The sequence below is a fragment of the Micromonospora sp. NBC_00898 genome, from assembly GCF_045207895.1.
Classification (GTDB): domain Bacteria; phylum Actinomycetota; class Actinomycetes; order Mycobacteriales; family Micromonosporaceae; genus Micromonospora.
The window spans coordinates 4,700,468-4,713,549 of record NZ_CP108775.1; the positions used below are offsets into that span (position 1 = coordinate 4,700,468).

13 protein-coding genes and 1 pseudogene are annotated in these 13,082 nt (G+C 67.6%); 6 read left to right on the forward strand and 8 right to left on the reverse strand.

Features of this window, described 5'->3' with window-relative positions; genetic code table 11:
- Positions 1-53: 53 nt before the first annotated feature.
- The 3 genes from OG799_RS22820 to OG799_RS22830 all read left to right on the forward strand — a co-directional run bounded on the left by OG799_RS22820 (position 54) and on the right by OG799_RS22830 (position 4,501).
- A complete protein-coding gene (locus OG799_RS22820) occupies positions 54-3,347 on the forward strand; it encodes an NACHT domain-containing protein (protein WP_406037328.1) in 3,294 nt (1,097 codons plus the stop codon).
- Positions 3,344-3,478 (forward strand): hypothetical protein, encoded by a 135-nt coding sequence (locus tag OG799_RS22825; RefSeq protein WP_406037330.1) that lies wholly within the window; start codon positions 3,344-3,346, stop codon positions 3,476-3,478. Before OG799_RS22820 ends, OG799_RS22825 begins: the two co-directional genes overlap by 4 nt.
- A 105-nt stretch (positions 3,479-3,583) precedes the next feature.
- A complete protein-coding gene (locus OG799_RS22830; protein WP_406037332.1) occupies positions 3,584-4,501 on the forward strand; it encodes a hypothetical protein in 918 nt (305 codons plus the stop codon).
- Between the two features lie 323 nt (positions 4,502-4,824).
- Here the strand turns inward: OG799_RS22830 and OG799_RS22835 are convergent, their stop codons facing one another.
- From OG799_RS22835 to OG799_RS22850, 4 genes are read right to left on the reverse strand one after another with little or no spacing between them, the layout of a single operon-like run.
- Positions 4,825-5,232 carry a GIY-YIG nuclease family protein gene (locus OG799_RS22835; protein WP_406037334.1) on the reverse strand — a complete coding sequence of 136 codons (408 nt, stop codon included), beginning with the start codon at positions 5,230-5,232 and terminating at the stop codon, positions 4,825-4,827.
- A gap of 10 nt (positions 5,233-5,242) precedes the next feature.
- Complete coding sequence (locus OG799_RS22840; protein ID WP_406037336.1) at positions 5,243-5,506, reverse strand: hypothetical protein; 264 nt, start codon at positions 5,504-5,506, stop codon at positions 5,243-5,245.
- Positions 5,503-5,766: a DivIVA domain-containing protein gene (locus OG799_RS22845; protein WP_406037338.1), complete on the reverse strand. Its 264-nt coding sequence runs from the start codon at positions 5,764-5,766 to the stop codon at positions 5,503-5,505. The genes OG799_RS22840 and OG799_RS22845 overlap by 4 nt, the downstream gene beginning before the upstream one ends.
- Positions 5,763-6,017, reverse strand: coding sequence for a hypothetical protein (locus OG799_RS22850; RefSeq protein ID WP_406037340.1), 255 nt, complete (start codon positions 6,015-6,017; stop codon positions 5,763-5,765). The genes OG799_RS22845 and OG799_RS22850 overlap by 4 nt, the downstream gene beginning before the upstream one ends.
- A 398-nt stretch (positions 6,018-6,415) precedes the next feature.
- On the opposite strand from OG799_RS22850, the gene OG799_RS22855 reads away from it, so the two are divergent.
- From OG799_RS22855 to OG799_RS22865, 3 genes are all read left to right on the forward strand, one after another.
- Complete coding sequence (locus OG799_RS22855) at positions 6,416-6,664, forward strand: GntR family transcriptional regulator (protein WP_406037342.1); 249 nt, start codon at positions 6,416-6,418, stop codon at positions 6,662-6,664.
- Complete coding sequence (locus tag OG799_RS22860) at positions 6,665-7,879, forward strand: restriction endonuclease (protein ID WP_406037344.1); 1,215 nt, start codon at positions 6,665-6,667, stop codon at positions 7,877-7,879.
- 371 nt (positions 7,880-8,250) lie between these two features.
- On the forward strand, positions 8,251-9,372 hold the full coding sequence (locus OG799_RS22865; RefSeq protein ID WP_406037346.1) for an ISAs1 family transposase: 1,122 nt from the start codon (positions 8,251-8,253) through the stop codon (positions 9,370-9,372).
- A gap of 21 nt (positions 9,373-9,393) precedes the next feature.
- On the opposite strand, the pseudogene OG799_RS22870 reads toward OG799_RS22865, so the two are convergent.
- The 4 genes and pseudogenes from OG799_RS22870 to OG799_RS22885 form a co-directional block, all read right to left on the reverse strand.
- Positions 9,394-9,854, reverse strand: a pseudogene (locus tag OG799_RS22870) (transposase family protein); the annotation flags it as partial.
- A gap of 69 nt (positions 9,855-9,923) precedes the next feature.
- Positions 9,924-11,060: a hypothetical protein gene (locus OG799_RS22875; RefSeq protein WP_406037348.1), complete on the reverse strand. Its 1,137-nt coding sequence runs from the start codon at positions 11,058-11,060 to the stop codon at positions 9,924-9,926.
- Complete coding sequence (locus OG799_RS22880; RefSeq protein ID WP_406037350.1) at positions 11,057-11,587, reverse strand: DUF4365 domain-containing protein; 531 nt, start codon at positions 11,585-11,587, stop codon at positions 11,057-11,059. The genes OG799_RS22875 and OG799_RS22880 overlap by 4 nt, the downstream gene beginning before the upstream one ends.
- A gap of 12 nt (positions 11,588-11,599) precedes the next feature.
- Entirely contained in the window at positions 11,600-12,805 is a 1,206-nt protein-coding gene (locus OG799_RS22885; RefSeq protein WP_406037352.1) for a DNA cytosine methyltransferase, read from the reverse strand.
- Between the last annotated feature and the right edge of the window lie 277 nt (positions 12,806-13,082).

Below are 13,082 nucleotides of genomic sequence, written 5' to 3' on the forward strand. Positions count from 1 at the left end.
TAGGCGTGGAAGGGGAGCGACCCGCCTCCGTCCGGTAGCCGACCATGTCGATCATGGGGGTGTCCATGCGCGGGTCGAGACGTGGTCCGGTCTGGGCGGGCGGGCTGTGGCTACGCCAGCGCCGACGCAGGTGGCGTACCCGACGCGAACGCCAGACCGAGCGGAACCTCCGCCGGCAGACGGACCACCGATCCGACCACCGGATGGACTGGCGGCACCACCGCGGGCTGCGGTGGGTGATCATCGCCACCGCCTCGATACTCGTGGTGTGGACCAGCTACGCGCTGGTCCTGATGGTCCTCAACACCGAGCCCGGTTTCCTCCGCATGTCGCAGTGGTGCGCGGGACAGCCGCCGAGGTCGTACTACTGCGGGCAGGTCGAGGGCTTCGTCAAGGGCCCGCTGGTCCTGGCGCTGGGCCTCGCGGTCTTCCTCTTCTGGCGGTATCTCCGGGTCCGCGGCTGGTACGCCCGCAATGCCTTGCGCAATCGCCGGATGGTGATACCCACCGCGGAACAAGACATCAGCCGGATCGACGTCGTCGGTCGGGACGAACTGTGCGAACTGATGATCCAGCGGCTCCGCGACGAGGGCAGCCGCCGTCCGTTGCTGCTGGTGGGCGGGATCGGCACCGGCAAGACGGCCACGCTGGTCCGCCTCGCGGAGATGCTGATGGCGACCAACGTGGTGCCGATCGGGATCGACCTGCGCTCCGTCACGGACCCGGAGAAGCTGAATTTCCACCAGCTCGCCCAGGCACAGTTCGAGCGCACCATCGACACCCAGCTGCACGCCGCGGGCGAGGCCGACAAGATGTGGCGGCGACTCTGGCTGGAGAACCGCATCGTGGTGCTCGCCGACGGCCTGGAGGAGCTGCTCGCCGACACCGCCCAGCCCGCCGACCGGGACAGCCTGCTCCGGGAGGCCGTCCGGGGCGCGGTCCGCGAGCGCCTCCCCCTGGTGGTCGCGTCGCGCCCCGCCGATCCGCTGCGCGGACTGGATGCGCTGCTGCTGCAACTGGAGCCGCTCGCCCAGGGCGCCGCCCTCGAGTACGTGCAGCGCCGCAGCCGCCGCTCGGACGCGGGACAGCGGTCGGACCGCATCGTCGGGCTGGTCAAGAACGCCGACGTCGCCGACGCACCGTTCTACCTGCGGGTCATCGGCCAGCTCCACGAGGCCGACCGCCTCGACCACGTCGAGCCGGCGGGCCAGGACAGATCCGCACTGCGGTGGAGTCTGCTGGAGGAGTGGTACGACGCCACCGTCGCCGGGGACCTGTACGAGGACTACGGCCTGCCGCCGACCGAACGGTCCGACGCGATCGAGGTGCTCTCCGCGCTCGCCTGCATCGGGTTGCGCGACAACCAGCCGTCGGTGCGCACCACCGAACTCACCGGCGCCGACTGCACCGAGGACGCCGGCCACCAGTGGATCCTGGCGGAGCTCCGGGCCCGGCTGCACAAGCTCAGCGCCGACAACCCGCAGGACATCGGGCTCGCCGAGACCACCGGGGACGCGCTCAACATCGTGGTGAAGGGGCAGGACGGGGTGCGCTTCCAGCACGGGGTGATCCAGGCGTACCTCGGCTCGCGCTTCCTCACCGCCGCCCTGCGCGACGACGCCTTCCTCCAGCGGGCCTTCACCCGCAACCACGGGCCCGGACGGGAGCTGCTCTCGGCCCTCACCCTCTACAGCCGCAGCGGTGGCGTGTTCGAACGGCTGGACGGGCGGCGCACTCCCCCCTCCCCGCAAGGAAAGCTGCGCCGCCTCCGTGACGCCGTCCGACAGACCGCGGGACGCCGCACAGGCGTCCAGGACGCGGAGGTCACCCGGAACCGGTCGATCATCCTCGTACACCGGCTCTCCGATGCGGCGACCGGCACGCGGAACCGGACCCGGGCGCTGGAGATGTTCGCGGCCGCGCTGGAGATGGACGCCGCCACCGGGCACCCGGTCCACCGGCAACTGGCCGACGCCATCCGCGACGCCTGGCCCAACTACCAGGGGGACGGCTCGGTCACCGACCGCCCCCTCGAAGACGCCAAGATCGCCCTCGTGCACCGGTACGGCGACGCCGCTCGGCAGCTCAGGGACCGGCCCCCGGAGGCCACCGGGTCCCGGGGGCAGCAGCCCGAGCCGCAGTACCGGCAGCTGTTCCAGATGATGGCTGACGAGTCCTCATACCTACCGCGCCTGAGCGCCGCCCGCGAGATCGCCAGCGGCGGCAACGCCGCCGTCCGCGCGCTGCGCGACCTGCTCGACGAGCCGCCCGAGGCGGCCGACACCACGGGCCGGGAACGCCTGGAGGAGCTACGGACCTGGATCGCGCCGTCGCTGTTCCTCTTCACCGAGGGCGAGCACGCCCCCGACGAACCGGACTGGCGCGGCGTGGCCCGGGAGACCCTGCGGCGCTGGGTGCACCGCCTGGCCATCGACGCCTCGGATGGGGCCCGCGTCTACGAACTCACGCTCGCGCAGGGGTTCCGGCTGGCGGCCAACTGCCGCGCGTACCCGGCGCACCGCAGCACCCTCATCGAGGAAGCCGAGAAGGCGCTGCGGCACTCCCGCTTCTGGTACTCGCACCTGGTGCTCATCCAGGCGCTCACCCTGCTGGCCCTGCCCCGGGATCCCGGCGAGACGTTGCGCGAGCGGGGTCACGGCTCGGACCCGCGCGGGCTGGTCCGCTACTGGACCTCCATCGCCGGGGGCGGGCACCGCGCCCCGCAGCCCGGCAGCGGTACGGCCCACCCACTCGTCCTCGAGGTCGCGGACCTGTGCGTCGAGGCGCTCATCGACCGCCATCCGGAGCGGCACTGCTGGGTGGACGAGCGGGAGATCGTCGGGCGGGTGGGGGCGGTCAGCCCTCAGCCGGCCGTCCGCCGGCTCCAGAACTCCTGGCTGCCGCCGTCGCACGGCTGGGCGGTGCTGCAACCACGGGCCCAACGGCTGCTGGCCGACGTGATGCTGCTGCTCAACCTCGCCGACCGGGGACAGGACAACTCCGAGCGGGCGCGTCGGCTCAGCCGGGCCAGCCGGGCCGAACTGCCCCCGTGCCTCACCATCGACCGCAGCGCCATGCGGGTCACCCTGAGCCGCCGCCAGGCCCACGACGTCCAACCGGGCTCCACCTGCATCGACGACTGCCCGTTCCGGTTGTGCCCGCTGCCGCCGAAGGGGGACGAGTTGCCGTACCAGATGGACGAGGCCTTCTGCGCCCACCAGATCGACCTCGTCGGGCACTGGTTCCGGTCGCCAGGGCGGGCGGACTGGCAGGCGGTCAACCGGGAGGACCTGCGGACGTTCTGGCGGGAGATGTCCGAGCGGATGGCGCCGGCCTGGCGGAAGTGACCGAAGACAAGATCGAAGCCGCGGTCGGCCGGCTGTCGGAGTACGACGACTCGCAGGCGCGACGCCTGCAGCTGCCGTACGTGGCGTGGGCCTGCTTCGCCACCGCGCTGAACGCCTCGCTCGTCGCCTGAAATTCCGCACGCTGGCTCCGCGAACGCGACGGAGCGGACCGCTGGCGCGGGCCCACCCGGGTTGAGGGTCCACATTGGTGGCCGCGGCCCGACAAGATGTGGGGCATGGCGACCCCTGGCATTTTCCGCGCCGAGCTCTCACGCTCTCAGGTCATCTGGTTGACGGTCGGACTGGCCGACCTTGTGTTCATCGCCGTCGTCGCGTTTTCGAACCTCCAGACCATCTACGACTCACAGAAGGACTTCCTGGTCGGAACGCTCTTCTCAGTCGCCGGCTTCTGCTTCGGCCGGGCCTTCAGCCGCACGCAGGAGCAGCGAGCCCTCGAAATGATCAGTACGCCCACCGAGGCGGTGGACCGGGTGCTCCGGAGGAAGATGGAGGAACGCCTGCACGACGAAGGCGCGTTCCGGACGTTGTCCGTCCTCGATCGCGACATCGAAGCCGCGGTCGGGCGACTGTCGGAGTACTACGACTCGCAGGCGCGACGCCTGCAGTTCTACCGACACGCGCCGCTGCTGCGGGTCGCCCTCGACGACCTGGACAAGGCAGCGGCGAACGTGGCGACGCTACGCGCCACCCTCGACGGCGGCAAGCAGGCCAGGCCCGACGAGGGCATCCCCGTGTCCATCCGGCTCGATCTGATGCGCACCCGACGAGACCTGCACGAGGCCATCGGACGGCGGGACCAGGCGTACGAGTGGCTGGCCGGCCGGATGGGCGCGGACGCGCACGAGGCCTGGGACCTGTTCGCCGTCATGACCGCCGACATGCTGAAGGGTGACCGCATGCTGGAGGCGCTGGGCGGCCAGCGCATCGCGTACCCGGTGCCGGAGTACCTGCGTACCGTGCACGGGTATTTGGCCGCCGCCCTGCTCCGAGCCGAGGAGTTCGAACGCGTTCTCGCGCAGCACGAAATCGCCAAGCCCACGATCTACAACGTGATGATCGCCGATCTCACCAGTGCGTGCACCATCCTCAGCGAGCTGGTGCCGAAGGTGATCGAGACGAAGAAGCCGGAATGAGGTCGGCCGGCCGGGTCGGTAGGGTGCGGCGCGTGACGGGCACGGACTACGGGCTCCTGCGAACAGCGGTCAGAACGGGCCAATCTCCGGCGGACCGTTCGAGGACAGCCCACTGCGCGAGCAACTACAAGGGCGATCCCGAGGCAGCGCGGAATCTCATGCGGGCGGCGCTGCGGGCGGGGAGACCGCACCTGGTGTATATCTCCATCTACGGAGGCGACCGTGTTCCGATCACCAACCAGGTCGACAGCACCATGTTCATGTGGGCCGCCTGGAGCACTGCCGGGACATCGCAGCGGGGCAGTCACCCACGCGCCGCTCCGCTATTCGCCACCGCCCGCGTGACGTGGCTTCGGCACCTGCCGGTTGAAGCGCGGCTTGAGGGCGACGACCAGGGCTTCCTTCGTACCCTCCGGGTTGTCGGTCTCCTGCCAGCGGACCTCGCACCGACCCAGCCAGCCGGCAATGGCGGCGGCCGACGCCGCGTTGTCCAGGGTGTCGAGGAGCTGACCGACCTGCTCGTGCAGCACCGATGACTCGCGGTTGCCGGTCAGGTGCTGCCGGAGGCGATCCCGCAGACCCCGCCTGGTCCGGCCGACGTAGATGACCACGCCGCCGTCGAGGACCACGTGCACGCCGGGCGCGCGGGGAGCGCCGGCGACGGCCTCCATGGTGTACGGCTGGGGAGCCGTGAAGCCGGCCAGCAGGTCGTCGTGCGCGGTGTCGGGCATCCCCGGGACGCTACCGGCGTGGGCCCTCATCCGTGGCCCCGCACGGGCCGTCGTGGTCATCGCGGCGTCGGCAGCGGCCGGCGCCGTCGAGCTTGGCGTCACACCAGATCCGGGTACGCAGGAACTGGCGATCCTCCTCGCTGAGGGTGGTCTCGCCAAAGTCGATGGCGGTGACGTGACCGAGCGAGTCGCGCAGGGCCACGGCGAGGGTGATGGCCTCGTCGAGGCTAGTCAGGGTGGTGGGGAGGTGGATGATCCAGCGGGGTGCGGTCATCGCTGCCACCGGCTGTTCGGTGAACCTGGATCTGTGTGGCGGCAGCCGGTGTGCCGGGACTGCCACTGCCGCAGCGCCTGGCGGATGCGTTCGGCCTCGGTGTTTGCCGTGGTCAGCTCGCGGTGCAGTCGTTCGAGTTCGTCGGCCAGCCGGTTGAGGTAGTCGTGCACCTGGGCGGGGTCAAGGCCGCGCCAGCGGGTGTCGAAGGAAGCTATGCGAGCGTGGTGCGGCTGCAGACGCTCCCCGGTCACGTAGATCATCGCTGCGGCGCCTTCTGCTCGGCGATCAGCGAACGGATCTGCCGGTCTGTGAGGCCGCGTTGGTCGAGGACCCGACGGCCCCAGCGGTGCAGCCGACAGGGGTGGGGTGCACGGTCGTTGCGACACCGCGGACCGTCGGGCCACCGCTCGGCGGCGTGCACAGTGACCGCCTTGACGGCGAAGCTGACGTCTTCGGCGGTGACGTGGGGCGGTAGCGGTAGTTCACCGAGGATCTCGTCAATCGAGTCCATGTCCCTCCTCAGGTAGTGGGGTGGCGCCGAGGCGGGCGGGGACGATCGGTACGACCGCGCGTCCGTACCGACCGGAGCCCAGCACCCACCCCGGGCCTGCCTGTTTATCCCGCCGCTGCCTCACGGCCGGAAGTCCTCTTCTCTGCTCGCACCTCCGCCGATGCAGCGGCTGTAGCGGGAAGCTTGTGGGCGTCGGAGCAGCGCGCTCGCCAGCGCAAACTCGGGGGATTCGGCTGGCCGAGGCGGGGGCTGCTCCGACGAAGGATCCACCGCAGTGCCTAGCTGGGGCGTTTCCTCGTCTCTGCACTTTACCGGCGTTACTGGTAAAGTCAACGATGCCCTTGAGGTTCTCCCGGCTCTCGTGATCAGATGTGTGGGCCTAGCTGGGAGTACTACGCATGCCCGCACCACGAAAGTTCGAGCCGCACTACCGGCGGATCATCGCCGACGTCAGGGGGCGCATCGCCTCAGGCGAGTGGCCCCCCGGCCACAAGCTGCCGTCCACAAAGGCGCTCGCCGAGATGTACGAGGTCGGCAGCCAGTCAACAGTCCGCCAGGCCATCACGATTCTCATCGAGACCGGCGAGCTGTATGGCCACCAGGGGCTCGGCGTCTTCGTCGCAGAGCGACTCCAGGATCGGCAGTAAGTGGCCGCCCCGCACGCCAAGGGTGGGTCCTTTGAGACCGGGGTTCCCTTCGATCAGCTCAAACAAGCCGATTTGGTTCTTGACGCCTACTACTACGGCGGGCGGGCCGGCAATCTTGGCGATGAGCCTGTTGCCCGACTCATACCGGGTGCCGGAAACCAAGGCGGATTCCGGCCGGCAAGGTCCAAGTCTGGGTTAGTCAGATTGGTGGCACTAGATTCCTCCGGACGGGACCCTGATTGGCCAGATGCCCTCGATGAGCAGACTGGCGCGTTTACCTACTATGGGGACAACAAACAGCCGGGAGCGGACCTCCACGAGACGCCCAGGCGCGGGAACCTGCTCTTACGGGATGTGTTCGCCCGCAGCTACGGGTCGGCGAATGATCGCCGCCTGATCCCGCCGTTCCTTCTGTTCGTGCGGACTGGCACAGGGCGCGATGCGCGGTTCCGTGGCCTCTTAGCCCCCGGTGGACCGTCCTCGAACCCTGACGATGACCTTCAGGCAATCTGGCGGACGAAAAAGGGACTGCGTTTTCAGAACTACCGGTCCCGCTTCACCGTCCTCGACGTTCCGATTGTTCGGCGGGCATGGATAGACGAGATCCTAGCCGGACAGGTAGATGGCACCAACTGCCCGACGGCATGGCGAGACTGGATCGAAGGACGGGCCTACCGGCCGCTCGTTGCCCAGCGCACGACGGTTATCCGCATGAAGGAAGACCAGGTACCTCAGGATATCGAAGGCAAGAGAATTCTCTCGACGATCCATGACTGGTTCGCGGACGACCGACATGGGTTCGAGCAATGTGCGGTCGAGCTGTGGCGGATGATGGCGCCCGCAACGGGTCGGACGGAGGTGACGCCGCGCAGCCGGGATGGCGGCCGTGATGCTGTTGGTCAGTATCTCCTCGGTCCTGCCGCGGACACCATCGGGCTAGACTTTGCACTTGAAGCCAAGTGCTACGCGCCTGGCAATTCGGTTGGAGTTCGAGAGGTCTCCCGCCTGATCTCGCGCATCCGCCACAGGATGTTTGGCGTTCTAATCACAACCGCTCACATCGATCGACAGGCATACGAAGAGGTTCGCACTGACGGGCATCCGATCGTGCTCATCTGTGGCCGCGATGTCGTGGACACCCTTCGAAGCCACGGCTACACCACCGCCACCGCCGTCCAGGACTGGCTAGCTCAACGCTTTCCCATTCCTGCCTAAAGGACTTCTCCTAACTCAGTGGAGGGCGATGCCCGTGACCGGGTTGGTGCTCAACCCGGCGAGGGCGATGTTGTGCGGGTGGCAATTCCGGAAGCGGTTTCGGTCAATGTGCGGGCGGCGCGGCGGTAGTCGCGCAGGATTATCCAGCACTCATGCGGGCCCAGGGGCAAAGCAAAGTCAGGTGATCATGTGGACGTGCTGCTCAGCGGCGGTTTCGCTGTCTGAGGCCGGTTCATAGACGCGGCCTTCCTAAGTGGATGATGAAGGTTCTCTACGCCAGCATCGTCTGCAAAGAAAGGCCGCTCGTGGCAGTCTCCCATGCCTTGACCGCTTGCGTCACCGACAGCGGCGCTGACATCGACGTTTCCGACGTGACCGCGTTGTACGAGGTGTTCTCCCAGGTCAGCGACCCACGCAAGCCTCGGGGAGTGCGTCACGGGCTGCCGGCGGCGTTGACCATGTTGGCGTTGGCGGTGCTCTGCGGAGCCCGTAACTTCCGCCAGGCCGCCGACCGCGTCGCCGAGCTGCCCGCGCTGCTGCTGGCCGCCGCGGGCGCCCGCGTGGACCCCCGCCACGGCCGGCGGATACCGCCCAGTCGGGACACCCTGCGCCGTGTGGCCGAGACGATCGACGCCGCCGCCACCGACCGCCTGCTGTGTCAGTGGATCGCCACCCGCATCCCACCCACCGACGGCGGGCGGCCTGGCCTGGCCTTGGACGGCAAGACCGTACGGGCCTCCCACGACGGCGACCCCGCCAACAACGTGAGACTGTTCTCCGCGATGCGCCACGACACCGCCGTCGTGATCGCTCAACTCCGGGTGCCCGACGACACCACCGAGGTCACCCAGGTCCAAGCGTTGCTGGACCCGGTCGAGATCGCCGGCACGGTGATCACCGCCGACGCCGCGCACCCCTCGACCGACACCGCCACCTACCTGCACCACCGCGGCGCCGGTTACGTGTTCACCGTCAAGGGCAACAGACCCGCCCTCCTCGCGGCGATCTGGCAGCGCCTACCCGCCGCGACCAGCGACAGCGCCGCCCACACTCACCGCGAACACCGCTCGGGACTCATCATCGAGCGTCGGATCTGGACCGCCGACGCCGCCGGCATCGAGTTCCCCGCCGCCGCGCAGGTCTTCCGGATCCGCCGCGACACCTACGACCTGACCGGCCAACGCCTGCACAAGGACATCGTCCACGGGATCACCAACCTGGACGCCCAGGCCACCACAGCCGCGGACATCGCCGACTACACCCGCCGACACTGGGGCATCGAAAACAAGATCCACTGGGTCCGGGACGTCCTCTTCGCCGAAGACCACCACCATGCCTGGCTCGGTGCCGCCGCCCACACCATGGCCCTGTTCCGCAACCTCGCCATCGGACTGATCCGCCTCGCCGGCCACTCCAAGATCAAACAGGTCCTGGAGCGACTCCACGGCAACAAACTGCTGATCCTGCCACTACTCGCCGCATCCCGAACATGATCAACTGACTTTGCTTTACCTCTGCATGCGGGCCAGGACGTGTTCGACCTGCGCTCGGACGGTGCGGTGCTGAGCGTTCAGGTCTTCTTCCAGGCCGGTAGCGGGCTGCCGTCGCGGGCTTGCGGTAGGGGATGATCACCTCGGGATTGCCGCGGTAGCCGCCGTCGGCCATGACCGGCCGCCCGTCCAGCTTCTGGTCGATGCCGAGGTGCGGTAGACGATGGTGTCGTTGCGGTTGCCCGGCTGCAGATCGCCGACGACGATGACTGGGCGGGTGCTGGCGTCGATGGCGACCTGCAGGTTGGTTGAGTTGCGGTAGTTCTTGCTCCGCGCGGCGGCCAGGCGGTGGGCCGGTTGGGGCTGAGGGTGCCTTCGACGATGTCGATCTGGTCGACCGGCCACCGGCGGATCGGTGCCAGTGCCAGCAGCGGTCCGAGGGTGTCGATGACTCGGTGCGCGGCAGAGTGAGCTTGAAGAGGGCCTTGGACTTCGACGTCCTGATCCGGCCGGTACCGTTGGGTCAGTGAAGTCGCGAGCGGCGCGTCAGACCGTTAGTTGTCTGAGAGAGTAAATGACTGCACGGGATGGAGATGATTGTCGCGCAGCTGGCCGGTGGCAAGGACCCGGTGCTGCGTTCGGTGGGCAGTGACGGCCGCGTCGTAGTGGTCGGACGACAAGGTCGCTGACAGCCGCACCCCACGCACCTCGCCCGCCGCCGCCCTCAGGACTCCCATAAGAGTCACACGACCGCTGCCTTGCTCGGCACGGTTGAGCTGAACCACCTGCCCAAGGAACTCGACCTGCTCCGCCTCGGCGAACCCTGGGAGTTCCTTGGCGGCGGCGCCAATGGCCTCAACCAGATGGCTGTCGAACCTTAGCCGCGGCGTTTGCACGGCCAGAGGCGCTGACTGCGCCCAGGAGAAGCGGAGTTCGAAGGGCTGCATTCGCCCGATCAGGCTTACCGCCTCACACAGGTTCGACGAGACACCCTCATCGGCTCGGGCGGCAAACGGTTCAACCGATCCAGTGCGCAGGGACTCACCGGCGGCATGATGGGCCGCCCGCACCGCCCGGTGCAGCTGAAGCACTACTTGCCGATTAGGCGTGGCGGCCCTTGCGGTGGCGGGCTCCATAGGCCGATGCTGCCGAGGAAACCTCTCCTGCTGAGCCGGCTCCAACGGAACCTGGGCCGTGAGCACGAAGCTGCCCGCGGTTGGGGCGACGAGCCGTACCTCCCGTACGAAGCGATGAACGCCTTGTGGACGTTTCCGCGGCTGTACCAGCATGGGCCGGTTCTCAAGTGCAGAGTGGGCCGCCGCATACATCAGGTCGCGCACACCACGGATCGCGTCCGCGACATCAAGAAGCGCGATGCTCCCCGAAGGAAGGTTGGGTAGCAGCCGGAAGTGCTGAGTGTCGACCGCCAGTGCCGCAATATCTGCGATGACGGCCCGCGGGTCACGCTCCTCGGCCAGAGAAAGCACCTGCAGCATGTCGAAGAGTCGGGAGCGGTAGTCCCGGAATGAGGGGTCCAGCGGCAAAAGCAGCTCAAGCTCCTCGTCGCCGTCCCCGAGGGTCCAAACCAAGGCGTGCAGACCACGCTGGCGCTCCACCCAACCGGCGGCGCGCAGATACTGCGCCACCTTCGTCGGTTCGACTGCATCGAGGCCTGGGATTCGGAGAGTCATGACGAACTCCCTTGAAGGAGCCCCGTTGCCGGCTCGCCGGGGAAGAGGCTACGCAGTGATTCGGCGGTCAACAGATTCCGCTTAGGGACATCGACGGTGACCGTTTGGACACCAGCCACGCACTGTTGATCCCGGAATGAGGCCCAGTACCCTGCGTAGTACAGACGCAGCGCGTCGCTCTCCGCCTTGGCGTAGAGCGACGCCTCAGTCGGGACGATGATCACGAAGAGGAACCGAGGCAGGTAGAAATCGTTTCCCGCGATCTCGTTGTAATGCGTCGCCTTCATACGGTAGCGCCAGAACTGGTCATTGCCGGCGGGGTTACTCCAGGACTTCACCTGGACCTCAATCTTTGGATGCCGGGTGCTGCCGCGAAAGCCGGGACACCCGATGACGAAGTCCTCGCCAGTAGCGTCGACGTCCGGCCGGGACACCACGAGGCCAGCTGAGGCGGCTAGGACCCGCACGAACGCTTCTCCGTAGTTGCCCTGATGAATGCGGCGGTCCAGGGCACCAAGTCGTCTCACCGGTCCACCCTGTCAACTCACGACGGCCTGCCGTGGGGCTGGCCCCTTGCCCGTGCCAAGGTGAGCCGTCTTCTGCCCCACCATCAGCTCGAACCGGGGCGGAATCGGCGCCGGTGGGACGGCCGCCGGTATCGCGCCGAGACGCGGACGGAGCAGCGTGGCATCCCTCGGATATGTGACACCGGGTGCGAGCACCTGGGAGACAAGTGCCCGCCCGATGACCTCGCCGAGCAGCGGAGGCGTCGCGTTGCCGATCTGCTTCACCTGCTCTCCGTAGCTGCCAACCGGCTGCCAGTCGTCTGGGAAGCTCTGCAGCCGCATCCGTTCTCGAGCAGACAATGGTCGATTGGCCCAGTGAAACGGCCCAGTCGACGGGCCAGGGCTCGCCGGCAGGGTCCAGGACGGCTTGTCCTTAGCGAGCTTGAGCAGGAACGACCAATACCGGGTACGGTATCCAAACAGCTCACTCCCACCGCCTCGTGCGGTCAGGTATTGATAATTGCCGCCCTCAGGGATCGACGGAAGGAGGTCAGTCCAGCCACCTTTGCAGGCTGGCACCGTTGCCTCCTTGAGATCGCCAATCGCGTCCCAGGCAGTGATGGGGTGCTCGGCGAATGTTGGTTTCGGCAGGGCGAACGGAACGCCTTCCCGGGTGGCAACTGCGATGACACGTCGGCGGTGCTGCGGTACACCATAATCCGCGGCGTCCACAATTTGGGCATGCAGCCGGTAAGCAGTCCCGTGCAGCTCATTTATCTCGTCGAGCCGGTTCTCCACGAAGGGCAGAGCCGAGATCTTGCCCCGCAGGAAGCCCGCGACGTTTTCGATCACCACCGTCCTCGGCAGGAAAACCTCAACTAAGTCAAGCATCGCGGCAACGGTCCGGGCCCGGTCGTCGTCCATCCCCCGTCGTCCACTGCTGGTCCATTGGCCCGCCACCGAGAACGGCTGGCAGGGAGGCCCACCGGCAAGCACGTCGAGTTCACGCCGGGCCAGCCCCACGTCAGCCGGGCGTAGGGTCTTGGCCGCCACGAGCACATCCGCAGAGTCCAGGAGCTTCCAGTTCGGGCGGTTCTCTTCAATGGAGCGACGGCAGAGGTGATCGAGTTCGATACAGCCGACCGTCTCCAGCCCGGCGACCTCCAGCCCGCAGTCCAGCCCGCCGGTGCCGGTGAAGACCGATAGAACGGTCATCCTGGGCAAGTCAGGAAAGTTCACGAGATGTTTCTCCGGTCGGCGGTCGTGGGGGGACGTCTCGGGATCACCTAAAGAGCTCAGCTGATCTGGCGGCTGATGTCAAGCGCTAGACCCCCCGGGCCGGCAAAGTCGTTACGAGTGTCCGGCTTGAGATGGTTGGTGTAGACGCGCTCTTGCGGCGAGTACCAGGGCGGGCATGACCGGTCCAGAAGATGATCAAGGTTCTCTACGCCTTGTCGATCTATCCGAAGTGAGCCATACCCGCGCCAGCGTTTGTGGTCAAGGCACTAGCCGCGAA